The sequence below is a fragment of the Streptomyces griseus subsp. griseus genome, from assembly GCF_000720255.1.
Taxonomy (GTDB): Bacteria; Actinomycetota; Actinomycetes; order Streptomycetales; family Streptomycetaceae; genus Streptomyces; species Streptomyces griseus_I.
In genome coordinates, this window is the sequence record NZ_JOJE01000031.1 from 65,276 (window position 1) to 88,125 (window position 22,850).

Annotated in this window: 20 protein-coding genes and 4 pseudogenes; 11 read left to right on the top strand and 13 right to left on the bottom strand. The window is 70.8% G+C overall.

Annotated elements, in window-relative coordinates; genetic code table 11:
• Nucleotides 1-482 precede the first annotated feature (482 nt).
• Nucleotides 483-626: pseudogene (locus IG99_RS51480) on the top strand (macro domain-containing protein); the annotation flags it as partial.
• A 125-nt stretch (nucleotides 627-751) separates the two neighbouring features.
• Entirely contained in the window at nucleotides 752-919 is a 168-nt protein-coding gene (locus IG99_RS50675) for a macro domain-containing protein (RefSeq protein ID WP_234312040.1), read from the top strand.
• 89 nt (nucleotides 920-1,008) lie between these two features.
• On the opposite strand, the pseudogene IG99_RS46300 reads toward IG99_RS50675, so the two are convergent.
• Nucleotides 1,009-1,241: pseudogene (locus tag IG99_RS46300) on the bottom strand (LacI family DNA-binding transcriptional regulator); the annotation flags it as partial.
• 110 nt (nucleotides 1,242-1,351) lie between these two features.
• On the opposite strand from IG99_RS46300, the gene IG99_RS31915 reads away from it, so the two are divergent.
• From IG99_RS31915 to IG99_RS31935, 5 genes are all read left to right on the top strand, one after another.
• Nucleotides 1,352-2,530 carry a phytanoyl-CoA dioxygenase family protein gene (locus IG99_RS31915; RefSeq protein WP_037680113.1) on the top strand — a complete coding sequence of 393 codons (1,179 nt, stop codon included), beginning with the start codon at nucleotides 1,352-1,354 and terminating at the stop codon, nucleotides 2,528-2,530.
• 88 nt (nucleotides 2,531-2,618) lie between these two features.
• Nucleotides 2,619-3,659, top strand: a complete 1,041-nt coding sequence (locus IG99_RS31920; RefSeq protein ID WP_051866159.1) for a LacI family DNA-binding transcriptional regulator — start codon at nucleotides 2,619-2,621, stop codon at nucleotides 3,657-3,659.
• A 235-nt stretch (nucleotides 3,660-3,894) separates the two neighbouring features.
• Nucleotides 3,895-6,360: a CBM35 domain-containing protein gene (locus tag IG99_RS31925; RefSeq protein ID WP_037680117.1), complete on the top strand. Its 2,466-nt coding sequence runs from the start codon at nucleotides 3,895-3,897 to the stop codon at nucleotides 6,358-6,360.
• A 194-nt stretch (nucleotides 6,361-6,554) separates the two neighbouring features.
• A complete protein-coding gene (locus IG99_RS31930) occupies nucleotides 6,555-6,809 on the top strand; it encodes an EF-hand domain-containing protein (RefSeq protein WP_037680119.1) in 255 nt (84 codons plus the stop codon).
• A 111-nt stretch (nucleotides 6,810-6,920) separates the two neighbouring features.
• The gene (locus IG99_RS31935) at nucleotides 6,921-8,399 is read left to right on the top strand and encodes a glutamate--cysteine ligase family protein (RefSeq protein ID WP_037680120.1); all 1,479 of its coding nucleotides are present in this window, start codon (nucleotides 6,921-6,923) and stop codon (nucleotides 8,397-8,399) included.
• Between the two features lie 299 nt (nucleotides 8,400-8,698).
• Here the strand turns inward: IG99_RS31935 and IG99_RS31940 are convergent, their stop codons facing one another.
• The 3 genes from IG99_RS31940 to IG99_RS31950 all read right to left on the bottom strand — a co-directional run bounded on the left by IG99_RS31940 (nucleotide 8,699) and on the right by IG99_RS31950 (nucleotide 10,830).
• Nucleotides 8,699-9,298 carry a DUF998 domain-containing protein gene (locus tag IG99_RS31940; RefSeq protein WP_037680123.1) on the bottom strand — a complete coding sequence of 200 codons (600 nt, stop codon included), beginning with the start codon at nucleotides 9,296-9,298 and terminating at the stop codon, nucleotides 8,699-8,701.
• A 57-nt stretch (nucleotides 9,299-9,355) separates the two neighbouring features.
• Nucleotides 9,356-10,204, bottom strand: a complete 849-nt coding sequence (locus IG99_RS31945) for a YhjD/YihY/BrkB family envelope integrity protein (RefSeq protein ID WP_234312030.1) — start codon at nucleotides 10,202-10,204, stop codon at nucleotides 9,356-9,358.
• A 290-nt stretch (nucleotides 10,205-10,494) separates the two neighbouring features.
• Entirely contained in the window at nucleotides 10,495-10,830 is a 336-nt protein-coding gene (locus tag IG99_RS31950) for a hypothetical protein (protein WP_037680131.1), read from the bottom strand.
• Between the two features lie 66 nt (nucleotides 10,831-10,896).
• On the opposite strand from IG99_RS31950, the gene IG99_RS31955 reads away from it, so the two are divergent.
• Both IG99_RS31955 and IG99_RS31960 read left to right on the top strand, forming a co-directional pair.
• The gene (locus IG99_RS31955) at nucleotides 10,897-11,535 is read left to right on the top strand and encodes a gluconokinase (RefSeq protein WP_324606151.1); all 639 of its coding nucleotides are present in this window, start codon (nucleotides 10,897-10,899) and stop codon (nucleotides 11,533-11,535) included.
• 138 nt (nucleotides 11,536-11,673) lie between these two features.
• Nucleotides 11,674-13,512 (top strand): glycoside hydrolase family 15 protein, encoded by a 1,839-nt coding sequence (locus IG99_RS31960; RefSeq protein ID WP_037680134.1) that lies wholly within the window; start codon nucleotides 11,674-11,676, stop codon nucleotides 13,510-13,512.
• A gap of 39 nt (nucleotides 13,513-13,551) precedes the next feature.
• Here IG99_RS31960 and IG99_RS31965 read toward each other — a convergent pair whose 3' ends face one another.
• From IG99_RS31965 to IG99_RS31975, 4 genes are all read right to left on the bottom strand, one after another.
• Nucleotides 13,552-14,502 carry a cyclase family protein gene (locus IG99_RS31965; RefSeq protein WP_234312031.1) on the bottom strand — a complete coding sequence of 317 codons (951 nt, stop codon included), beginning with the start codon at nucleotides 14,500-14,502 and terminating at the stop codon, nucleotides 13,552-13,554.
• A gap of 40 nt (nucleotides 14,503-14,542) precedes the next feature.
• A complete protein-coding gene (locus tag IG99_RS52105; RefSeq protein WP_394298056.1) occupies nucleotides 14,543-14,764 on the bottom strand; it encodes a hypothetical protein in 222 nt (73 codons plus the stop codon).
• A gap of 68 nt (nucleotides 14,765-14,832) precedes the next feature.
• On the bottom strand, nucleotides 14,833-15,432 hold the full coding sequence (locus tag IG99_RS46305) for a chloride channel protein (protein ID WP_394298057.1): 600 nt from the start codon (nucleotides 15,430-15,432) through the stop codon (nucleotides 14,833-14,835).
• A 63-nt stretch (nucleotides 15,433-15,495) separates the two neighbouring features.
• Nucleotides 15,496-15,783, bottom strand: coding sequence for an SHOCT domain-containing protein (locus IG99_RS31975; RefSeq protein ID WP_037680138.1), 288 nt, complete (start codon nucleotides 15,781-15,783; stop codon nucleotides 15,496-15,498).
• Nucleotides 15,784-16,071: 288 nt separating this feature from the next.
• Here IG99_RS31975 and IG99_RS31980 point away from each other — a divergent pair.
• Nucleotides 16,072-16,551, top strand: a pseudogene (locus IG99_RS31980) (ATP-binding cassette domain-containing protein); the annotation flags it as partial.
• Between the two features lie 47 nt (nucleotides 16,552-16,598).
• Here the strand turns inward: IG99_RS31980 and IG99_RS31985 are convergent.
• The 5 genes and pseudogenes from IG99_RS31985 to IG99_RS32005 form a co-directional block, all read right to left on the bottom strand.
• Nucleotides 16,599-18,356, bottom strand: coding sequence for an amylo-alpha-1,6-glucosidase (locus tag IG99_RS31985; protein WP_037680145.1), 1,758 nt, complete (start codon nucleotides 18,354-18,356; stop codon nucleotides 16,599-16,601).
• Between the two features lie 52 nt (nucleotides 18,357-18,408).
• Nucleotides 18,409-19,170, bottom strand: a complete 762-nt coding sequence (locus IG99_RS31990; protein WP_234312038.1) for a carbohydrate ABC transporter permease — start codon at nucleotides 19,168-19,170, stop codon at nucleotides 18,409-18,411.
• Nucleotides 19,171-19,226: 56 nt separating this feature from the next.
• Complete coding sequence (locus IG99_RS31995; RefSeq protein ID WP_037680249.1) at nucleotides 19,227-20,213, bottom strand: carbohydrate ABC transporter permease; 987 nt, start codon at nucleotides 20,211-20,213, stop codon at nucleotides 19,227-19,229.
• Between the two features lie 10 nt (nucleotides 20,214-20,223).
• Complete coding sequence (locus IG99_RS32000; RefSeq protein ID WP_037680150.1) at nucleotides 20,224-21,465, bottom strand: sugar ABC transporter substrate-binding protein; 1,242 nt, start codon at nucleotides 21,463-21,465, stop codon at nucleotides 20,224-20,226.
• Between the two features lie 121 nt (nucleotides 21,466-21,586).
• Nucleotides 21,587-22,505: pseudogene (locus IG99_RS32005) on the bottom strand (LacI family DNA-binding transcriptional regulator).
• Between IG99_RS32005 and IG99_RS50680 the strand changes: the two are divergent.
• Nucleotides 22,438-22,632 carry a hypothetical protein gene (locus tag IG99_RS50680; RefSeq protein WP_234312041.1) on the top strand — a complete coding sequence of 65 codons (195 nt, stop codon included), beginning with the start codon at nucleotides 22,438-22,440 and terminating at the stop codon, nucleotides 22,630-22,632. The pseudogene IG99_RS32005 and the gene IG99_RS50680 overlap by 68 nt on opposite strands.
• Nucleotides 22,633-22,850: the final 218 nt, after the last annotated feature.

Genomic DNA, 22,850 nt, shown 5'->3' on the forward strand with positions numbered 1-22,850 from the left:
ACCGCAGTGTTCCCCCTGGCCGGCTACCGCACGGCGATAGCCCTGGACGCCCCCTTCCGGCCCTCGGCGGCGCCCGCCCCGGCCGAAGGGCTGGACGAGCACGTGCGTACGGCGCTGAGGCTGCTCGCCCACGACCCGGCTGTGTCGCGGCTCGGCCTGCGAGCGGACTTCCCGCGAGAGCTCGGGGATGCCGACGCGACGACGGCGCGGCGCATACTGCGCGCCCTGCTGACCGTTCGGCCGCCCGGGCCGCTGCCCGACGGCGCCTCCGAGGCGCTGGACGCGGTCCTCGGCGCGGAACGTCTCCTGCGTCCCACGGTCCGGGCAGAGCAACTGCCCAGGAGGAGTTCCCCGACAGCGCCTTTCCGGCCGCCCGTCGCACGGCGCTGTGGCGGGGAGACATCACCACCCTCGCGGCGGACGCCGTCGTCAACGCCGCCAACAGCGCCCTGCTCGGCTGCTTCCGACCCCTGCACCCCTGTATCGACAACGCCATCCACAGCGCCGCCGGGCCCCGGCTGCGTGACGACTGCCATGCCGTCATCGCGCTTCAGGGCGCCTCCGAGCCGACCGGCACCGCCAAGATCACGCGGGGCTACCATCTGCCGGCCCGCCACGTCCTGCACACCGTCGGCCCGGTCGTCGACGGCCTGCCGAGCACGCGGGACGCGGAGGCGCTGGCCTCCTCCTCCGGGCCTGTCTCGACCTCGCCGCCGAGGTCGGGACGATCCGCACGCTGGCCTTCTGCGGTGTGAGCACCGGCGTCTTCGGCTACCCCAAGGACGAGGCCGCCCCGGTCGCCCTGCGCACCGTCGCCGACTGGCTCGACGCCCACCCCGACGGGTTCGACCGGGTCGTCCTCACCGTGTTCGGTGCCGACGACGAGACCGCCTACCGGCGCGCCTTCGGCGGACGCTGACAGCTCGTCAGCCCTCGCGACGGTGGCGGCGGCCGCGCACCTGACGGTCGGTGAGCCGTCGGCTCGCAGGACACGGATCCCGACGAGGTCGGCGGCGGGTCCGCTCTCGCGGAAGTGGAACCGGGAGCGGACGAGCGCGGGGGTGCACGGTGGGCAGTTCGGCCTCGGGGGCGTCGCGTACGGCGGTCGAGAAGCGCTCCGGGACCCGCGGTGCCGATGTCGCCTCCCGCACACCGCCGCGGCCGTTGAGGACACGGTCGACGGTGGCCGCACTCGGTCCGGCCCGACGGGCGATCTCCTTGAGCGTGCAGGGGTGCCGCACGCCCGCTTCCCGCGATGTGCTGATGTGTTTTTGATGTGTTTTCGCGCATTGAATGATGGGTTCGGGTTCCCCAGACTGACAGAGGAGCAAGGACGGCGAAAGGACCAGGAATGTCCCTCACAGGTGCGGGAGCACGGACCTGGCTGACCGAGGCGGACTGCGATCTCGAGGCGTTCCGCTCCCTCGTCGAGCAGCGCACCGACCCGGCCGACCACCCCTCGGCCGAGCGGGTCGAGCAGAACGTTCCGCTCTACGACAGCGAACGACTCCGCTCCCTGACGGCCACCCCGGAGGGCCGCCGGACGGTGCAGGGCGAACTGATCCGCACCCTGCTGGACGGGCCGGGCATCGTCGTCCTGCAGCGGGCCTTCACCGACGCCGGTGCCGTGGACGGCATGTCCCGGGTCTTTTGGACCCTGATCGAGGAGGAACGTGCCTCCGGCGCGGCCCGCGGCGACCACTTCGCCGAGCCCGGCGCCAACGACCGGCTCTGGAGCGCGCTGGACAAGGTGGCCGTGCGGGCGCCGGAGGTGTTCGCCGACTACTACGGCAACGACATGCTGGAGCTGGTCGCCGAGGCCTGGCTCGGCCCCGCCTACCAGGTCACCTCACAGGTCAACGTGGTCAACCCGGGTGGCGCGGCACAGAGCGCGCACCGTGACTACCACCTCGGCTTCCTCACCCGGGAGCGCGCCGCCGCCCACCCTGCGCACGTCCACCGCCTCTCCCCCGTACTGACGCTGCAAGGCGCGGTCGCCCACTGCGACATGCCGGTGGAATCGGGACCGACGCTGTATCTGCCGCACTCGCAGAAGTTCGAGCCGGGCTATCTGGCCTGGCGGCTCCCGCGGTTCGTCGCGTACTTCGACGCCCATCACGTCCAGCTCCCGCTGGACAAGGGAGACGCGGTGTTCTTCAACCCCGCTCTCTTCCACGCGGCCGGACACAACCGCTCGGCCGGCATCAGGCGCATGGCGAACCTGCTCCAGATCTCGTCCGCGTTCGGCCGTGCCATGGAGACGGTGGACCGCGAGGCGATGGCGAACGCGCTCTTCCCGGTGCTGCTGCGCCGCAAGGCCGAGGGCGCCTCGGAGGACTGGCTGCGCCGGGTGGTCGCGGCCACCGCCGAGGGCTACCCCTTCCCCACCGACCTGGACCTCGACCCGCCCGTCGACGGCCTCGCCCCACCCTCCCAGGCCGACATGGTCCGCCGGGCCGTCGACGAGGAGTGGGCCCCCGAACGCCTCCGCCAGGAACTCCAGGCGGCGACGAAGCGTCGCCGGACCTGACGAGGACGTCGGGGCCGGCGCGCGTCAGACAGGGGTGTCTCCGTTACGATCTCTTGACTCACTCCGTGTGACCGGTCACAATCTCGGCATGAATATGACCGGTCACACAAAGCGTCCCGCGAGCATCAGGGACGTCGCGCGGGCCGCCGGGGTCTCGTACCAGACCGTCTCCCGGGTGATCAACGATCACCCCAGTGTCAAGCAGTCCACCCGGGAACGGGTAGTCGCCGCCATCGACGAACTCGGCTTCCGGCGCAACGCCACCGCCCTCGCCCTCGCCAGCGGCCGCACCAAGAGCGTGACCGTGCTCACCTCCAACACCACCCACTACGGCTACGCCTCCATCCTCCAGGGCATCGAGGAGGCCGCCCGCGCCGCGTCCTACGCGGTCGGGATCGGAGTCCTGGAATCCGACGAGGACTCCGCCGTCGCCGCGGAGGTGCAGCGGGCGGCGGACGCCGGCGGCGGACTGATCGTGATCGCCTACGATCCGGCCGGGGTACGGGCACTGGGCGCCGTCCCCGGTGACCTGCCGGTCGTCGGCGTGGTCGAGACTCCGGCGACCCCGCCCGGCGGCGACCGCCCCTGGGTGTGGACCGACGACCGCGAGGCCGCCTACCAGGCGACACGGCATCTGCTGTCCCTCGGCCATGAGACCGTGCACTACGCCGCCATCCCGTCCAGCACCCGGCGCACCAGCGCCCGCACCAGCGGCTGGCGCCAGGCGCTGCGGGAGGCCGGGGCACCGGAACACCGTCCAGTGCAGGGCAGTTGGGGCCCGGCGGGCGGTCACGCGGCGGGCCGGCAACTGGCGCAGGACCCGTCCGTCACCGCGATCCTCTGCGGCAACGACGACCTCGCCCTCGGGGTACTGCGTGCCCTGTACGAGGCCGGCCGGTCCGTCCCCGGCGAGGTCAGCGTCGCCGGGTTCGACGACGCCCCGCACGCCGCCTATCTGACTCCGTCCCTGACGACCGTACGTCTGGACTTCACCGGCCTGGGACGGGCCGCGTTCGCGCTGCTGCACGACGTTGTCGAGGAGTCCGCGCGAATCGCGCCGCACCCCGTCTCCGTTCCGGAGCTGGTCGTGCGGGAGAGCTCGGGGCCGCCGCCGTCCACCGATCACTGAACGTCCCGCCCGCGCCTGGAGCGGCGTCCGCTACGCCTTCTTCGTCCTGGCTGCGGTGCGCGGGCCGCCCTCCCGCCCAGCCTTTGCCGCCCTCCCGCGCAACCTTTGAACATCGTGTCCGGAATCGCCAGTGGAGCCGTCAAACGACCGGAGGTCCTGCAGCGTGATCGCCCCCACCCGTACGCGTCCCCATTTCAAAACCGCTCTTGTCACCACCGCACTTGGAGTCGCCGTCATGGCAGGCACCCTCCCCACCGCAGGACCGGCGGCAGCAGCCGGCCCCCAGCGCCTCACCGTCGATCTTGCCTCCTCCGAGGGGCCGGTGATGCTCGGGGCCAATGGCGCGCTGTACGGCCTCAGCGACGACGGGGTGCCGAGCGAGGCCGCGCTGGCACCCCTGAAGATCACCAGCGTCTCGCAGAAGCCGGAGGGCGGCGCGCAGCATCCCAACGGGGACGCGCTCACCGTCTCCAAGTCGTTCTTCCGCAACGGCGGCGGTGAGGTCCTGGTGATGATGCAGGACACCTACGCCAAGTGGCCGTACGAGGACCTCGGTATCGACGACTACCTCCCCAAGGTCGACAAGATCGCCAAGGAGGTGGCGGCCGATCCGAACAGCGACCGCTTCGTCTACATCCCGTTCAACGAGCCCGACCAGATCTGGTACAAGCTCGGCGTCTCCGATCAGGCGCAGTACGAGGCCAACCGCGACCGGTTCTTCAAGGACTGGAAGACGGTGTACGAGCGCATCCGAGCGATCGACCCCGACGCGAGGATCGCCGGTCCCAACGAAGCCGGTTACCACTCCCGCCTGTTGAAGGACTTCCTCGCCTTCGCCAAGCGCGAGAACGTGCTGCCCCAGGTGACGACCTGGCACGAGCTGGACTCCGGCTCGCTGCGCGACTTCCAGGCGCACTACGACGACTACCGGTCGATCGAGCGTGCGGTGGGGATCGCTCCCCTGCCGGTCAACATCGACGAGTACGCCAACCGTCGCGACCTGTCGGTACCCGGGCAACTCGTGCAGTGGGTCTCGATGTTCGAGCGGAACAAGGTCTTCGCCAACCAGGCGTACTGGGACGCCGCCGGCAACCTCAGCGGCAATGTGGCGCGCTCCAACATCCCCAACGGCGGCTGGTGGTTCTTCCGTTGGTACGCGGGCCTGACCGGTGACACCGTCAAGGTGACCCCGCCGCAGGCCAACACCATCGACACCCTCCAGGGCCTCGCCTCCCTCGACACCTCGCGCCGCCAGGCCCAGGTCCTGCTCGGCGGCTCGGACGGTGACGCGGACGTCGTGGTCGAGAACGTCTCCGGGTCCCTCTTCGGCCGCACGGTCACCGCGACCGTCGCCGAGGCCGCCTGGTCCGGCTACGAGGGTCAGCACCGGGCGCCCCGCGTCCTCGCCCGCACGAAGGTGAGGGTCGCCGACGACGGCACGGTGAGTGTCCCGCTGCGCGGCCTGCACAAGATGTCCGCGTACCGGATCGTCCTCACCCCCGGCGGTTCGGGCACTCCGGCCGCCGCGTCCGTCCCCTGGTCGGCGTCCCACGAGGCCGAGGACGCGGCCATCACCGACGGCAAGGTCTACACCCAGGGCACGGTGAGCAACGCCAACGGCTACGCGGCCTCCGGCACGAAGGACGTCGGCTCCCTCAACGCCGCCACCAGCAAGGTGGACTTCACGGTGAACGTGCCCGAGACGGGGACGTACGACCTGGCGATCCTGTACGGCAACCAGTCCGGAGCGCCTGCCACCCAGAAGCTGTCGGTCGACGGCGGGGAGCCGGTCATCGTCACCTACCCGTCCACCGAGAACTGGACCTACCGCGCCAAGAAGGACGTCACGGTACGGCTCACCGCCGGCACCCACGTGCTGTCCCTGGCGAAGGGCGACGCCGAGGTCACCCTGGACCGCGTCGACCTGACGGCACGCACCGGCAGGCCGTCCACGTCGTACGAGGCCACGCTCGCCGACATCAGTGGCAGGCCGTCGTACGACTACTCCTCGTCGGCCGGGGTGGGCACGGGTGCCCTCGTGCTGCGCTCGGGCGACAAGGCGGTCTTCGACGTCTACGCGCCGCGCGACGGCTACTACACGGTGGTGCCGCGGGCTTCGGCGGCGCTCCAGCTGGCGTTGCACGGGGAGAAGGTGGCCGCGGCGCCGGGCCGGACGCTCAGGCTCTACCTGGTGGCGGGCAACAACCGGGTCGCGGTGACGGCCCGGCACGCCGCGGTCCGCTCCCTCGACGTCTCCGGCGACGGATCCGACACCGGCACGCTCTCCTACGAGGGCGCTTCCGCGACCCTCGCGGGCGGCGCCAAGCTCGTCGGCTCGGCCCACGCCTCCTCCGGGTCGTACATCGGATGGCTCGGCAACAGTGCCGACAGCACCGCCGAGTTCACGGTGAACGCGCCCAGGCCCGGGCGCTACCTGCTGGTCGTCCACTACGCGCACAACGACCGCCGCGACAACGGCCACGCCTACAACACCGACATCATGTCCCGCACCGCGGACATCGCGGTGGGGAGCGGTGCCCCGCGGAAGGTCACCTTCAAGAACACCTGGAGCTGGGACGACTACTGGACGGTGGGCGTCCCCGTCGACCTCGTCCGGGGCTCCAACACGGTGACGTTCGGCAATGCGACCGCGTGGGCCCCGAACATCGACCGCATCGAACTGGGCCGCGTCGTCGGCTGAGCCGTCGGCCCGGCACCTCGGCGGGTGCCGGGCCTCGCCGGCCGTCCGGCCTCGTCCAGCCCTGCTGCGGACACCTCCCTGACAGGACAGGCACCGCCGTCCCCGGCGGGGAACGTGCGGGGCCGCGGAGGCGTTGACGTCTGAGAGTGGGGTGGGCCGGCCCGCCCCGCCGGTGAAGGAACGAGGACGCCAAGATGAGCGAGAAGGCCCGGAAGCTGTTCGAGGCGCTCGACCTCGACCACAACGGGACCCTGACCCGCGACGAGGTGATCATCGCGCTGCGGTCGAAGGGCCCGGATCTGGCCGCCTCGGGGGATCTGCCGTTCTGGGCTCTGGGGGACGCCGACGCCTCCTCCGCCCTGTTCGACGCCGCCGACCAGAACGGGGACGCGCAACTGACCCTGGAGGAGTTCGCGGCTGTGGTGGACCGCCGTTTCGGCTGGCACTGACCCCGGAGCGGCCCCCCTTGGACACCGACCGCTCGTCTGGTGGGGGCGGCAGGGTGGTGCGACGCTGGAGTGGAGAGGTGTCGTCCGAGGAGGGGCACCCCGGGAGGACCCATGGGACGGGACGTCCCGGCGCTGGTCTTCACCCGTGAGGACCGGCGCCGTTACCGGATCAAGATGCAGGAGTGCCTGGACGCCTTCGCGCAGATGCTGCGCGAGGCACGCTTCGAGTCGGAGCGTCCCCAGGTCGGGCTGGAGATCGAGCTGAACCTCGTCGACGACGCGGCCGAGCCGACGATGCGCAACGTCGACGTGCTCGAGGCGATCGCCGACCCCGCCTGGTCCACCGAGCTGGGCCGGTTCAACCTGGAGATCAACGTGCCGCCCCGCCGTCTCACGGAGGGCGGCCCCGACGCCTGGGAGTCCGAGATCCGCGCCGCGCTGAACCACGCCGACCAGCGCGCACGGTCCGTCGGGGCCCGGCTGCTCATGATCGGCATCCTGCCCACGCTCCGCCAGGAGGACATCGGAGAGAGTGCGCTGTCGGAGAACCCGCGCTACCGGCTGCTCAACGACCAGGTCTTCGCCGCCCGGGGCGAGGACCTGCGCATCGAGGTGGACGGCGTGGACCGGCTGCGGACCTACGCGGACACGATCACCCCCGAAGCCGCGTGCACGAGCACCCAGTTCCACCTCCAGGTCTCACCGGAGGAGTTCCCCGCCTACTGGAACGCGGCCCAGGCCATCGCCGGGGTCCAGGTCGCGCTGGCCGCCAACGCGCCCTTCCTGTTCGGCAAGGAGCTGTGGCACGAGACCCGTATCCCGCTCTTCGAGCAGGCGACCGACACCCGCCCGCAGGAGATCAAGGAGCAGGGGGTACGGCCCCGGGTGTGGTTCGGCGAGCGGTGGATCAACAGCGTCTTCGACCTCTTCGAGGAGAACCTGCGCTACTTCCCGGCGCTTCTGCCCGTCTGCGACGAGCAGAACCCCGTGGAGACGCTGGACCGGGGCGACATACCGGAACTCGCCGAGCTCACCCTGCACAACGGCACCATCTACCGCTGGAACCGGCCGGTCTACGCCATCGCGCACGACAAACCGCATGTGCGGGTGGAGAACCGGGTGCTGCCCGCCGGCCCGACCGTCGCCGACACGCTCGCCAACGGCGCCTTCTACTACGGCCTCACCCGCGCCCTGGTGGAGGAGGACCGGCCGGTGTGGTCCCGGATGTCCTTCTCGGCCGCCGAGGAGAACCTGCACACGGCGGCACGGCACGGTATCGAGGCACCGCTCTACTGGCCCGGGATGGGTGAGGTGCCGGTGCCCGAACTCGTCCTGCGGCGCCTGTTGCCGCTGGCCCATCGGGGGCTGGAGCACTCCGGCATGGACGCGGCCTGGCGGGAGCCGCTGCTGGGCATCATCGAGCAGCGGTGTGTCGCCGGCCGCAACGGAGCGGTCTGGCAGAAGGAGATGTTCCACCGCCTGGCCGCCTCCAGCGGGGCCGGCCGCCACGAGGCCCTGCGGCGCACGACGCAGCTGTACATCGACTACATGCACCTCAACGCCCCGGTGCACACCTGGCCCGTCGACTGACACAGGCGCAGCCCGGGGACCGTTCGCGACCGGGCCTGCGGAGGGTAGGGACTGTCCGGCGGATCAGGTCGCAGGAAGGCAGCGGTGACTCATCGACCCGGGTGAGCGGGGTCGTGGGGGTCCCCCCGCGCGAGCGAAGCCGAGCGTGGGGGAACGTCCAACTGCAAGGCGGAGGAGGGCGTCGACGCGATGGGGCCCCCGCGAGCGAAGCCGAGCGTGGGGGGAGTCGGCAACCGACGACAACGCCGCAGGTGGACGGGCCAGACCCCGCGTCTGCGGCATGATCCGCCGGACAGCCCCTAATCCGGGAAGCTCTCGCCGTCGGCATGGCGGAGGCAGGACGTGACGACCACGAAGGGCCACAGGGACTGGATGGACGTCACGACCCGTTCGGCGACCCCGGCGGCGCCGTGCCCCTGCATCTCGATGACGAACCAGGCCGCGCCGACGCCCATCAGGAGGGTCACCGCCACGGAGGGCACGGGCCGCAGACCCCACGGTGCCGCTCGACCGCGCTGGGCGGCCAGCACCGGCCACACCGCCAGAAGGGTGAACCCGACCACGGTGACGGATCCGTGCCGGAGGGAGCCGCCGTTGCTGGGTGCCGGAAGCACGGCCACCACCAGCGCCGTCACTCCACCGGCCCCGAGTGCCACGCGACCGGCGAGCGCGGCCGCCCGCAGTCCCCAGGCGGTGAGCAGGTGACAGGCGCCCAGGGCGACCAGTGCTCCGGTCATCACCCAGAACCCGGCAGCGCCGTAGGCGGCCAGGACGCTGATGGTCTGGGTGACCGGGTCGTAGGCGGGCCCTTCGATCAGCCCCGCGACCGTCCAGCCGACGGCCAGGAGGACCGGCGCACACCCCGATGAGAACAGGGCCCACTTAGGCACGACTCGCATCGAACCACCGTAAAACAGCCCAACGCCGTGCGGCGTCGGGACCCGCGAGCGGTGACGTCACTCCCGCGCGGCCTCGCCGCGTGCGGACGTCGCAGTGCCGAGTCGTCGCGCCATGAAGGGTTCCTGGGACATGACGGCGCCGACGCTGATGCCGACGGCGACGGCCACGCAGACCACGATCAGCCAGGAGAGCAGGACGAAGACCGAACCGGCGGAGCCGTACTCCTCCAGGGCCCGGTTGATGGCCCGTGGCATGTAGAAGTGCGCGGTCGCGGACAGGGCGGTGGCCGCGATCGCCGTGAGAGCGGCACCCGGCAGAAGGGGAGGCCAGCGGACGACACCGTTCAGCAGGAGGTGCTGGGTCCACCACCACAGCGCCGTCTGTGCCACGAGGGTGATCGGCAGCCCCAGCCACAGGCCGAGCCCGAACCCGTCGCGCAGCGGTTCCTGCAACACCAGAACGACGAGCCACACGGCGATCCAGACCAGCCACCGCCAGGGCGCGAGGCTCGTGCCGGCCCGGGGCGTCCGCCAGGCCCGTCGGCACAGCCGCTGCACCGCGCGGCTCACGGCGGTGGCCGACAGCAGCACCATCAGTCCGCCGATCACTCCGGTGGCCTGCTGGAGATCGCCGCTGTGGGGCTGGAACGCCTGCTCCAACTGGGACTTCGCTGCCCCGGTCAGACCGAAGACGGCGCTCACCGAGGCGATGAGCTGCTTCTGCACGGACGTCGGGGCGTACGCGCCGACCACGAAGACCAATGGCACGGCGGTGAGGAAGCACTGGGCGGCGAGGCGGGTGGCGGAGTCGAAGATGTTCACCGAGACCATGCGGTCCACGAGGCGGGTGACCACCGGGAACCGGGACTCGACCCGGGCGTGGAACACCTTCGCGGAGGCGGCCACGCCACTGGCCCGGCCTCGCCACCACGACCCGCGTGGCATCAACCGCCGACGGGGACGACGCCTGGGCACGGCAACCGGATTCCGACCGCCGGCGGCACCCGCGCGGAAGTCTCCATGGAGCTGCTCCTTCCCACGTCCAGAGTGCGCGCAGGCGAGCGCCCCGGCACGTTCTGACCGCAACCGCCCGGCGGGCGCCCGCCATGAGACGCGGGTGGGTCGCACCCGCGCGTAGGCTCGACTCGTTCCGTGCACGATGGGTGGGAGCATCTACCAACTGACGGGATGACGGGTCAGTTGACGACGGTGTAACTGCGCCACAGCGCCTCGGAGGGCACCACGCCGTCCTGCGTCTGGGTGGCCAGATAGACGCTCGCCCCGCCCCGCGGCTCGGTGCAGTCGGCAGTCGGGTAGAGGACGATGTCGCTCTGTGTCCAGTTGGCGACATGGGTCACCGCCGCGCTGAAACGGTGGCACCCGTCGACCCCCGGGTTGGTGATCTTCTCGACACGCTCGCTCGTGTGGCGCGCCTCGATCGTGCCCAGGGCCTGCTTCTCCGTGCAGGCCGTCAGTGCCATACCGAGCACGACGATGCCGCTGAGGGCCATCATCGACCGTGAAACGGACATCGAGCCTCCTGTGCCCCAGCCGGGCGCCGGCCGGACGTCGTACGGCACCAATATCCGTCAGATTCGGTGAGCGCGCCCGACGAGGCGCCGTACGGCAGAACGGGCGACAGTGGACTGATCGCGGCGTTCTGGTCGCGGCGTCTGGCCGCGGTGTTCCACAGCACTCGGGGAGGCACGTTGGCCGGTACGGTCGGCAGTTCGCGGGTGGTGATCGTGATGGGCCCGTCCGCGTCCGGGAAGTCCACCGTCGGAGCACGGCTCGCCGGCCTGCTCGGTGTGCCGTTCCTGGAGGGTGACGACCTGCATCCGGCGTCCAACCGCGCGAAGATGGCGTCCGGGCACCCCCTCTACGACACCGACCGGCGCCCGTGGCTGGCGGCTCTCACGGAGTGGATCCGCTCCACCGGGGCGACGGGGCACGGGGGCGTGGTGGCGTGTTCGGCGCTCAAGCGGGTGTACCGGGACCAGTTCCGAGGGACGGGCGCGAACGTGTGGTTCATCTGCCTGGACCTCGACCGGGCGGTGGCCGCGGAGCGAATCGCGCGCAGGCGAGGGCACTTCATGTCACCGAAACTGCTCGACTCCCAGTACGCGGCCCTTCAGCCGCTTCAGGCCGACGGGCCGGGCGTCACGATCGACGCGTCGGGCAGCACGGAACACGTCGTGGCGGCGGCGCTGCGGGCGGCGACCGCGCCGGGCCCCTGAGCGGCCCGGCGAAGCGGGCGTTCCGGACCCGCGCCGAGCGACTCGTCGCGCCGAACAGGGAACGGCGGCCTAGGCTTGATTGGTGCATTCAGGTGAGCAGCACCGGACAGCGTGAACAGCGCCGAAAGGGGAGCGTCCATGGACGACTACCCGCTCATCGAGAACCACGGACTCCTCGGCGATCTGCAGACCGCGGCACTGGTGACCACCGACGGGACGGTCGACTGGCTCTGCCTCCCCCGGTTCGACTCACCCAGTGTGTTCGCCGCGCTGCTCGACAAGGACAAGGGCGGCCACTGCACGGTCCGGCCGAGGGGCGCGACGTACGCGACCAAGCAGCTGTACCTTCCGGACACGGCGATCCTGGTCACCCGGTTCATGACCGAGGCGGGTGCCGGGGAGGTGCTCGACTTCATGCCGGTGACGGGCCGGACGGCGACAGCCCGGCACCGGCTCGTTCGCATGGTCCGATGTGTGCGCGGCACCATGACCTTCGAGATCTCGATCGCCCCGCGGTTCGACTACGGACGCCGCTCGCACCAGCTGCACCTCGCGGAACACGGCGTGGTTTTCGAGGCCGACGACGGCACGACACTCACGGTGCACCCCATCCGGGAGCCGGAGGACGAACGGCTGCTGGACATCCTCACCGACAAGCACAACGACCTGCACCTCACGCTGACCCTCCAGGCGGGCCAGCAGCGCGGGCTGGTGCTGGAGTCGGGCGCAAACGGGCCGCCGCACCAGCTCCGTCTCACCGAGTACCAGCAACTCTTCGAGGAGAGCGTCACGTTCTGGCGGTCCTGGCTCAGCCAGTCGCAGTACACGGGACGTTGGCGGGAGACGGTGGAACGTTCGGCGATCACGCTGAAGCTCATGACCTACGCGCCCAGCGGCGCCCTGGTGGCCGCCCCGACGGCGGCACTCCCTGAGCAACTGGGCGGCGAACGCAACTGGGACTACCGGTTCACCTGGATCCGCGACGCCTCCTTCTCGGTGTACGCCCTGCTGGGACTGGGCTTCACCGAGGAAGCGCGGGCCTTCATCCAGTGGCTGAGCGACCGGGTCAAGGAGCGGGCGGGCAGCGACGGCGACGCCGGCCCGCTCAACATCATGTACAAGGTCGACGGCTCCTCCGACCTGGACGAGCAGATCCTCGACCGCTGGGAGGGCTATGCCCGTTCCGCACCGGTGCGCATCGGCAACGGGGCCGCCACACAGCTCCAGTTGGACATCTACGGCGAGGCGTTGGACAGCATCTACTTCGCGCACCGACACGGAATCCAGGTCGGCCACCGGGGCTGGACCTCGCTGCTGACGAACCTCGACTGGCTGGTCGACCACTGGGACCAGGCGGGAGAGGGCCTGTGGGAGACCAGGGGCGGGCGCAAGGACTTCACCTACGGCCGGGTGATGTCCTGGGTGGCGTTCGACCGTGCCCTGCGACTCGCCGAAGCGAACGGACGACCGGCCGGGGCCGCCCCATGGCAGGCGGCGCGCGACGACATCTACGACCAGGTCATGAGCAAGGGGTGGAGCCAGGGCCGCCGGGCCTTCGTACAGCACTACGGCAGTGACGTCCTCGACTCGTCACTGCTGCGCATGGCGACGGTCGGGTTCATCACGCCCGAGGATCCGATGTGGTCGTCGACACTGGAGGCCATGGAGCAGGAACTGGTCAGCGACAGCCTGGTCTACCGGTACAACCCCGAGGCCTCGCCCGACGGCCTGCGCGGCTCGGAGGGCACGTTCTCGCTGTGCACGTTCATGTACGTCGACGCCCTGGCGCGCGCCGGACGCCCCGACCGGGCCAGGCTGGTCTTCGAGAAGATGATGGGGTACGCCAACCATCTGGGCCTGTACTCGGAGGAGATCGACCCCACGGGCCGTCAACTGGGCAATTTCCCACAGGCGTTCACCCATCTCGCCCTCATCGACGCCGCCATCACCCTGGACGCGGCACTAGACCCGAAGTAAGTCCGGCCCGGGTTCAGCCGGTCGGCCCCCTCGCCCGGCTCACAGGACGGCCAGCGGATTCACCGGGGAGCCGGTGGCGGCGGGCAGCCGCAGTGGGGCGATCACGCACAGGAAGTGCCAGCGGTCCAGTCGTACGCACTCGGGCACCAGGTCCTCGAAGTCCAGGTAGTCCATGAGGTGCACGCCGAGGGCGTTCACGGCCAGGACGTGCACGGGAAAGGGGACCTCGGGCACCGCGCTGGGTGCCGTGTCGTTGTTGCCGTCCGAGCCGAGGGCGGCCACGCGCCGCTCGGCGACGAAGCGCATCGCGGCCGGGTGCAGACCGGCACGGGCCCCGGCCGCGTTCCAGGCGCCGAGGTGCTGCCGCCGGCGGCGATGTCCGACGCGCACGAACAGCAGGTCGCCCGGTCCGACCGTGACGTCCTGCGCCCGCTCCGCGGCCTCCAGGTCGTCGGCGGTGACATGGTCGCCGGGTTCGAGCCAGGGCACGCCCCGCAGGCGCGGGATGTCGAGAAGGACACCGCGGCCCACGATGCCGTCCCGTACCAGGTCCAGGGTGAGTGTGCCGGCGCCCCGCGGGGTCACCGAGCTCGCCGGGGCACCGTCGTAGAGTTCCCCGTCGAACACCACGTGGCAGAGGGCGTCGAGGTGGCTGTCGGCATCGCCGTGCACGTTCATGGCGAACCGGTCGCGGGCGAACTGCACGCCGTGCATGTCCAGTTGGCCGTACTCCGGTGCGATCATCTTGTGGGACGCGGGCTGCGGGTCGTCAGGCCCCGGTGTGGTCTCGATCGGGGCGGCCAGCGACACCGTGCGTCCGTGCCGCACCTGGGAGGCGGCGGCCACCACACGCTCGGGTGTGAGCAGGCTCAGCGCTCCGCGCTCGGGGTGCCCGCCGTCAGCCGCCACCTGGTCGCGGAACCGGCGGTACAGGGCTCGGAAGTCCGCCGTGGACATGGTTGTCGTGCGCTGTTGTGTGTCGTACGTCATGGGGGTCTCCTCGACCGACGGTCGGTGGCGTGGGTCTCGCTCACGGCGGCCCGGACGGGTTGCCGTGCGCCGTTGCCGGAAGGCCGAACGGTTGGCCCGCCGGCGGTGCCCGGCGGCCGGACGGCAGGAGCTGGACCGTCACGAAGGCCGCCACGGCCGCGAGGATCACCACGGGGATCATCGCGGCGCTGCCCAGCACCAGGACGATCAGCACCACGCTGCTGACGGGCAGGTGCAGCGCGGCGGCCGAGGCGGCTGCCATGCCCGCCGCCATGCCTGGCACGACCCCGAGTCCGGGCAGCGGCGCGAGCAGGACTCCCGCGGCGGCGCTCAGGAGAACAGCGCGGGGAAGGTGGGTCCAGACGGCACGCCCAGCTTCAGGGTCAGGCTGCCGGTGGACAGACCGGTGCAGCGGCCGAAGCCGGTGAAGACCAGCGATCCGACGCCGCTGGACAGGAGCGCGGGCAACATGACCGCGAACAGTTGCGAGCCGCCGACACCGGCCACCTCCATGAGGATGACGGCGCCGATCAGGCGGTTGCCGAAGATCGCGGAGAGGGCCGCGGCGGAGCCGGCCGCGCCGAGGAGGGCCGTGCTCTGCGGCGTCGTAGGGGCACGCGCCGGCCGCGCGAAGAGAGCCGCCAGGCCGCCTCCCAGCGCGATCAACGGTGCCTCCGGGCCGAGCGTGGCGCCCAGCGTCGGACTGACCAGCGCCGCGATGATCACGCCCGGCAGGGCGGCGGGTGCCGTTCCCGGGGCGTGCAGCCCCAGGGCGGGGACGTGACCGCCGACGCCCGGCAGGTACCGGACGACCAGGCCGACGACGAGACCGGCGACGGTCAGGAGGGGCAGCGGCCACCACCAGGGAGGCCTGTCCCACCCGAAATGCTCCGGCCAGTCGGTCCACAGCAGATTCTCCAGCTCGTGCAGCCCGGCGAGAAACCAGAACGCGGCGAGGGGACACCCCCGCCTGCCCGTCCCAGCCCTTCCGCCTCAGCCGAGGACCCGGCGCTTCTGGGACTCGAACTCCTCGTCGGTGAGGACGCCCTGCGCCTTCAGGTCGGCGAGTTGCTTCAGCTGATCGATCTTGTCGGTCATCTCGTCGGCGGCCGGCTGCGATGTGGCGACCGGGGTGCCGGCGCCCTGTGGCGCCACGGCCTGCTGTTCATCGTCCTGCTGAGCCCATCGGCCCGCCTGACGTCGCGACACGCGGTTCGACACCGCGGTGGCCGTTCCCGAGATCACTGCGGTGCGCGCGACACCGCGAAGGAGTCCTGGCATGCTCGCTCATCTCCCGTGGGGCGCCCTGGGCACCGGACACGACGGACAGTCCCTCCAGCCATTGCAACACTCGCGCGAACACCCCGCATGTCCGGCGAGGGGAAGCGGTGTGTCGGCCATCGGCGGGCGGTGGGCGTTCGGGGCGGGGCAAGGGTCGGTGGCGCCTACATGCCGTGTCGGTCCCGCCGTCCCGGGGCCACCGCCTTCGTCCGAAATGCCTGTGTTCGATGTCGGACATCACGTCGTTGACCTCGTTGTCGCCACGGCAGGCGTCCAAGTCGACGACGGAGCCGGTGGCCGCTGCGGGTCCGGGAGAACGTCACGCTCGGGCAGCCCCGCACCCGCGACGACGGACCCGTGTGGGAGGCGGTCGACGCCGTCGGCATGCGCGAGGCCGTCGAGGGCCTGCCCGCCGGGCTGGACACCCTCCTGGCCCGTGAGGTGTTCGGGGGTGCGGAGTTGTCGGGCGGGCAGTGGCAGCGGCTCGCCTGCTCCCGGGCCCTGTACCGCCGGCCGGCCCTCCTGATCCTGGACGAGCCCACCTCCCAGATGGACCCCCGCGGCGAGCACCAGATCTTCGAACGCATCAAGGCCATCGCCGCCGACCGCATCACGATCGTCGTCACCCACCGCCTGGAGAACACACGGGTCGCCGACCACATCGTGGTGATGGAACAGGGCCGCATCACCGAGCAGGGCCACTACGACGACCTGGTCCAGGCCGGCGGCACGTTCGCCGAGCTTCTGCGGCTGTCGCAGGACCGCTGAGCCGCCTCACCGCCGAGCGGGCCCGGGTGCGATGGGTCCCGGGCCCCTCACGGCGTGGCCGAGAACATGGGCGACGCGGACCGGAGCGCGTGGGCCTCGGCAAGGAGCAGATACGCGGCGGCGGTCCAGGTGTAGGCGCGGTCGCGCAGGCCGGTGCCGGTGAGGGCGTCGAAGTTCTCGGCGAAGCCGTGGGTTTCGCACAGGTGCCGGAAGCGGGCACTGACCTCGTCGGCGAGGCGCTGGTGCCCGGCGCGCCGCAGTCCGTCCTCGACGAGCACGGTGGCGGGCGCCCAGATCGGGCCGCGCCAGTAACCGTCGGGGCGGTAGTGCGGCGATTGGGGCAGTTCGGTGGCGAGACCGTACGGGGTCAGGTGGGCCTCGATCCGGGTGGCCAGCGTCGTGGCGACGGACTCGGGCAGATGCTCGCCCAGGGTGATCGGCATCAGGTCGAGGAGGCTGGAGCTGCCCCACATGTCGCCGCTGTCGGCACCCCGGGCGACGAACCGCTCCCCCGTCCACAGCTCGTCGAGCATCGCCGCCTGGGTCGCCTCCGCGGTGCGCTGCCAGCGGCGGGCGTCGTCGGCGCGGCCGAGTTCCGTTGCCAGGGCGGCGAGTTCGTGCAGCTGGAGCACGAGGAACGCGGCCAGGTCGGCGGTGACGACCACGCGCTCGGGGTCGAAGGTGGTGGCGTTGTCCCAGCCGCTGTCGTTGCCGTGCTGGTAGTGGGGCAGGGTGGCGTCCGGTGCGCGGCGCACGGTGAGCCAGAAGTCGGTCCAGCGTGTCAACCGGTCGTAGATCTCGGTGAGTTCAGTGCTGCTGAGAGGTTCGGAGAGGCGTCTGCGCAGGTGGGAGAGGGTCCAGCCGTGGATGGGCGGTTTGACGAAGTTGTACAGGACCTCCGAGTGCGTCACCGAGTCGGGCAGCGCCCCGCTCTCGTCCTGGTGGTCGAACGGCAGTGAGAACTGGTCCCGTGCCAGCGAGGGCGCTCCCGGTGCCAGGGCGAGGGCGTTGAAACAGTGGTCCCAGCTCCAGACCTTGTCCATCCAGTGCTTGGACATCAGCACGGCGGGCCGGGTGACGAGCCCCGCCGGGTTCACCGTCGCCGACCACAGGACGTACGCGGCGAGTTCGGCGGCGGGGGTGCCGGGCGAACGCCACGGTGCCACCATGCCGGCGAAGGCGGCGAAGGACCGCTCCGCCGCGGCCACGACCTCGTCGAACGTCGCCCGGGCACGGTAGGGGCGGCGCGCGCTGTCGATCTCCTCGACGGCGGCCTCCCAGGTTCCGTCGCCGTCCGCGCCGAGCGTGAGTCCGCGGTCGGCACCGCCCAGGGCCTGCCCGCCGGTCGCGTCGGCCACGCTGCCCGACAGCACGGTGACCCGGTAGCGGCGCCCGGTCTCGTACGAGGTGAACACGTACGCCCCGTCCACCGGGTCGCGGAAGGAGTACGTGCCCGTGAACGGCGTCAGGGCCGCCGCCGCCGCCGTGATCCGCAGACCGAGCCCCGTCCCGCGCAGCCGGACGGTGTCCGGGGTCTCGTAGGCGAGGTCGATGTGTCCGTGTCCCTGGGTCCAGGTCAGGAGGCTCGGTGTCGCCACGGTGTGGGTCTCGGCCCGCTCGCCGGTCGTGGGGTCGAGGGGAACGAGACGCAGGACGGGGTGCATGCCGTTCTGGTGGGAGACCAGGTGGAGATCGTCGGCGTAGGTCTTCTCCGCCAGCACCGGGGAGATGTCGAACCAGGAGCCGTGGGTGCTGAACGGGATGTCGTGGAGGGAGAAGGCCGGGCCGGAGGGGGCGGCGGTCATGAAGGAGTACTCGTTTCTTGAGCAGGGGTCACCGGTGGTCGGACCGGAGGGGTCAGTCCTTGACGGCTCCGGCGGTCACGCCGGCGGCGACGTAGCGTTGGGCGAGGACGAGGATCACCGCGGCGGGCAGTGAGGCCACGACGGCGGTGGCCATGATGGCGTTCCACTCCTGGTTGTTGTTGCCGATGTAGTGGTAGATGCCGAGGGTGATCGGCTCGTGCGCGCCACCGCCCGCGAGGGTGCTGGCGAAGACGAAGTCGGACCAGGACCACAGGAAGGCGAACAGCGACACCGTGACGACGGCGTTGCGGCTCATCGGCAGCACGACCGACCGGAACGTGCGCAGGGGCCCCGCTCCGTCCATCTGAGCGGCCTGGAGCAGCTCGCCGGGGACCCCGGACATGAACGCGGTGAAGATCAGTACGGCGAACGGCACGGCCAGGGTGGAGTCGGCGACGATCAGGCCGGGGACGGACTGGAGCAGGCCGAGCTGGAGGTAGATGGCGTAGAAGCCCATCGCCATGATGATGCCGGGGATCATCTGGGCGACCAGGAAGAGGAAGCTGAGCAGGCCGCCGCCGCGGGGGCGGAGTTTGGCGAGCGCGTAGCCGGCGGGCGCGGCCAGTGCCACCGTCAGGAGGACCGTCCCCAGGCCGATGACCAGGCTGGTGCCCAGGTAGGGCAGTTGCTGGTCGAGGACGGCGCGGTAGCCCTCCAGGGTCCCGTGGACCGGGAACAGAGCGGGCGGGGACTTGCGCATGTCCTGGTCCCGGGTGAAGGACACATTGATCATCCAGTAGACCGGGAAGAGCATGAGGGCGGTGAGGACGAGGCCGGTGGTCGTCTTCCACCACGTTCGGGAGATTCCGGTCACGACAGTGCCTGCTTTCGCTGGACTCTCAGGTACACCAGGCCGAAGACCAGGGCGGCGACGACGAGCAGGTTGCCGACGGCCGCGCCGGGACCGAAGGCGGGCAGCAGGTTGCCGAAGCCGAGCCGGTAGGACCAGGTGGCGAAGGTGGTGGACGAGTCCGCCGGGCCGCCCTTGGTCATGATCCAGATGATGTCGAAGACCTTGAGCGTGTAGACCAGGCCCAGCAGAAGGGTGATGGCGGACACCGGTCGCAGCAGCGGGAAGGTGATGCTCCAGAACCGCCGCCAGGCGCTCGCGCCGTCCAGTGCGGCCGCCTCGTAGAGGCTCGTCGGGATCGACTGGAGCCCGCTGTAGAGCACCACGAGGTTGAACGGAACGCCGATCCAGATGTTGGCGATGATCACCGAGGTCAGCGACCACTCCGGCGAGGTCAGCCAGTTCACCGGGCCGATCCCGATGGCGCCCAGCAGGGAGTTGACCACACCCGAGTCGCTGTTGAGCATCCACGACCAGGTGGAGGCCGACACGATCAGCGGCAGCAGCCATGGCACCAGGAACAGCGCCCGCAGGGTCGCGGAGAGCTTGAAGTTCTGGTTGAAGAAGACCGCGAGGGCCAGGCCGATGGCGTACTGGAAGAGCAGGCACACGGCCGTGAAGACCACGGTGTGGGTCAGCGCCGGCCCGAAGGTCGGGTCGTCGAAGACCTTCCGGTAGTTCGCGAGGCCGGTGAAGGGCGCGTCGCCCTGGACGAAGGAGCGGACGGTGTAGTTGCGCAGGCTCAGATCGAGGTTGCGGTAGAGCGGATAGGCGTAGAAGAGGGCGAGATACAGGGTGACCGGGGCGAGGAAGGCCCAGGCCGCCCACTGCCGCGAGCGGGGGCGGCGGCGGCGACGGGACGCGGTACGGACCGGGGGCGGGGCGGCGGTGGCCGCCCCGGCCCGGTCGAGCAGCCGGGGGTCCGGCGGGTGTGTCGTCTGCTTCATCGGGTCCACGTCACTTGGCTGCGGCCTGCGCCGAAGCGAGCGCGTCCTTCGGGGACTTGGCTCCGCTGAGGGCGGTCTGGACGGCCTTCCACATCTGCTCGGAGATCTTGGGGTACTTGGTGCCCAGGTCGTCGCTGGTGCGTCCCTTGGCCGCCTTGACCGCCTCCACCCACGGCTTCAGCTTGGCGTCCGAGGCGACCTGCTTGTCCTGCACGGCGGCGGTGGGTGCCACGTAGGACAGCGTGGTGTCGGTGGCGTAGAGGTTGTCGGTGCTGGTCAGGCAGGACACCAGCTTCTGCGTGGTGGCGTAGCGGCCGGTGTCGCCCTGGACGGGCATGGTGACGAACTCACCGCCGGTCGGGGCCGCCGCGTTGCCCCCGCCCGCGGCGGGGATGGGCAGGACGCCGTAGTCGAAGCCGGCCTTCTCGGCGTTGGCGAGCTGCCAGGTGCCGTTCTCGGCGAAGGCGTAGTCCCCGCTGGCGAACTCCTGCCAGCTGGTGGTCTGGGTGTTGTTGATGACCGAGTTGGGGGCGTAGTCCTTCTTCAGCCAGTCGGTCCACAGCTTCAGGGCCGACACGCCCTGGGCGGAGTCGAGTTCCGTAAGCTTCGCGCCCGAGCCCCAGAACCACGGCAGGAACTGGAAGCTGCCCTCCTCCGTGCCGATCGCGGAGAAGGTGATGCCCTTCTTGCCCGCCTTCTTCACCTTCGCCAGCGCCGCCGTCAGCGACTTCCAGTCCTTGACCGAGGCGACGTCGACACCGGCCTTCTTCAGCACGTCCTTGTTGTAGTAGAGGGCGAGGGTGTTGGCGCCGATCGGGGTGCCGTACGTCTTGCCGCCGGACTGGCCGGCCGCGAGCAGGTTGGGGTCCACCGTGGAGGTGTCCAGCTTGGTGTCGTCGGTCGTGGTCAGCACGCCCGCCTCGGCCAGCGTCGAGACCACCGGGTTGTCGACGATGAGGACGTCCGGCGAGTTGTTCTGCTGCGCCGCCAGCAGCGCCTTGTTCGTCAGGTCGCTGGTGTCGAACGCCGTCCGCTTGACCTTCACACCCGCCTTGGTCCCACAGCCGTCCAGCAACTTCGCCCACGCCGAGTCCTTCGCGAACTGCGGGTAGGGGTCCCAGATGGTGTACGTGCTGCTGCCCTCGTCCTTCGCGGACGTGCTGCCGCCGGACGAGCAGGCGGTGGTGCCGGTGGCGACGGCGATGACGGTCAGGGCCGCGGCGGTGATCCGCCGTCCGGTGGGTCTGTTCATGGTGCGTTCCTTAGTGATGCCACATGCATTTGAACATGGGCATGCCAAATAGAGGTGAGGGTGGTGATCGACCCCGGAGGGCCGTTGAAGGAGGAGTGCTCAGCGAGACAGCGCGAAGGCGTCAGGCGTTCGGGGTGGAACCGGGATCCGACTGGAGATGGGCGGGCCCGGTGCTGGCGCGGAGGGAGATGGGTGGTGCGAGCAGGTGGTGCCGTGGCGCCGCGTCGGGATGGTCGAGCCGTTCGACGAGCAGGTCGACGGCGAGGCGTCCCATCTGCTCCGCCGGCACGTCCGCCGCGGTGAGCTGCGGGGTCACCGTCTCCGCCCACCGGCCGGCCACCACCCCGGTGACGGAGAAGTCGCGCGGCACATGACGGCCCGCCACGGACAGCCCCCGGTAGAGGCCGCCCAGCGCGGCCTCGTTCAGCGTGACCAGGCCCGTGGTGGCGGGATCCTCGTGCAGGATCCGCTCCAGACAGGCCTGGCCCGAGGCGGCGTCGTCCCCGCAGCCGTAGGTGCGGACGGTGAGCCCGCGCTCCGCGGCGGCCTTGGTGAAGCCGTCGAGACCGCGGTGCGCCGACTCGTAGCCCGCGTGCAGCAATCGCTCCGGCCGGTTGACCAGGGCGATCCTGCGGTGCCCCAGGTCGGCCAGGTGGTGGACACAGGCCGCGGCCAGCGCGGTGTGATCCAGACCGACCCACCAGTCACGCTCGGGGCTCGCGGTGCGGCCGATGCAGACCGCCGGGAAGTTCTCGGCGAGAAGGTGGTCGACCCTGTCGTCCTGAAGCCTGATCTCCATCAGGATCGCGCCGTCGACCCGCCGCTCCCCCAGCAGCCGCTGGAACGAGCGGTCGCTGTCCACACCGCTCGGAGAGAGCAGCACGGGCCGGCGGGAAGACCAGACCGATGGTGCTGGTCCGGCCGTTGGCCAGGGCACGCGCGCTGGCGTTGGGCCGGTAGCCCAGTTCGTCGATGACCCGCTGGATCTTCTCACGGGTGTCGTCCGACACCGGACGCTTGCCACTGAGGGCGTACGACACGGTGCTCCGCGAGACACCGGCCCGCTTGGCGATCTCACCGATGTTCACGGGGGACTCCTTCGTCGAACTCATTCAACCTCATCGAACCGGTTCGATCCTCTACCAGCTGTCGAACCGGTTCGCGTGAAGGGAAGGTAGGAGTGGTCGGGGGCGGCTGTCAATGCCCCTCGCGCAATTCCGTGCGACAGCGGACGGATCCGTGTCGGAGGTATTGCTGGCGGGTTTCGGGCGGTGCTAGCTTCCGGCGAACCGGTTCGACGCAGGCGCTCCAGATGCGCGATGGCTCGCGCGTCAGTCCGCGTATGCCCTGGCGCGCACCGTGTGCCCTTGATCGAACCGGTTCGC

Bases quoted from the DNA above. Each gene is read 5' to 3' on its own strand.
- IG99_RS31915 (WP_037680113.1), top strand. From the start codon at position 1,352: ATGTCCCTCACAGGTGCGGGAGCACGGACCTGGCTGACCGAGGCGGAC.
- IG99_RS31920 (WP_051866159.1), top strand. From the start codon at position 2,619: ATGAATATGACCGGTCACACAAAGCGTCCCGCGAGCATCAGGGACGTC.
- IG99_RS31925 (WP_037680117.1), top strand. From the start codon at position 3,895: ATGGCAGGCACCCTCCCCACCGCAGGACCGGCGGCAGCAGCCGGCCCC.
- IG99_RS31930 (WP_037680119.1), top strand. From the start codon at position 6,555: ATGAGCGAGAAGGCCCGGAAGCTGTTCGAGGCGCTCGACCTCGACCAC.
- IG99_RS31935 (WP_037680120.1), top strand. From the start codon at position 6,921: ATGGGACGGGACGTCCCGGCGCTGGTCTTCACCCGTGAGGACCGGCGC.
- IG99_RS31940 (WP_037680123.1), bottom strand. From the start codon at position 9,298: ATGCGAGTCGTGCCTAAGTGGGCCCTGTTCTCATCGGGGTGTGCGCCG.
- IG99_RS31950 (WP_037680131.1), bottom strand. From the start codon at position 10,830: ATGTCCGTTTCACGGTCGATGATGGCCCTCAGCGGCATCGTCGTGCTC.
- IG99_RS31960 (WP_037680134.1), top strand. From the start codon at position 11,674: ATGGACGACTACCCGCTCATCGAGAACCACGGACTCCTCGGCGATCTG.
- IG99_RS31965 (WP_234312031.1), bottom strand. From the start codon at position 14,502: ATGACGTACGACACACAACAGCGCACGACAACCATGTCCACGGCGGAC.
- IG99_RS52105 (WP_394298056.1), bottom strand. From the start codon at position 14,764: ATGGCAGCCGCCTCGGCCGCCGCGCTGCACCTGCCCGTCAGCAGCGTG.
- IG99_RS31975 (WP_037680138.1), bottom strand. From the start codon at position 15,783: ATGCCAGGACTCCTTCGCGGTGTCGCGCGCACCGCAGTGATCTCGGGA.
- IG99_RS31985 (WP_037680145.1), bottom strand. From the start codon at position 18,356: ATGACCGCCGCCCCCTCCGGCCCGGCCTTCTCCCTCCACGACATCCCG.
- IG99_RS31990 (WP_234312038.1), bottom strand. From the start codon at position 19,170: ATGCTCTTCCCGGTCTACTGGATGATCAATGTGTCCTTCACCCGGGAC.
- IG99_RS31995 (WP_037680249.1), bottom strand. From the start codon at position 20,213: ATGAAGCAGACGACACACCCGCCGGACCCCCGGCTGCTCGACCGGGCC.
- IG99_RS32000 (WP_037680150.1), bottom strand. From the start codon at position 21,465: ATGAACAGACCCACCGGACGGCGGATCACCGCCGCGGCCCTGACCGTC.
- IG99_RS50680 (WP_234312041.1), top strand. From the start codon at position 22,438: ATGACCCGCTGGATCTTCTCACGGGTGTCGTCCGACACCGGACGCTTG.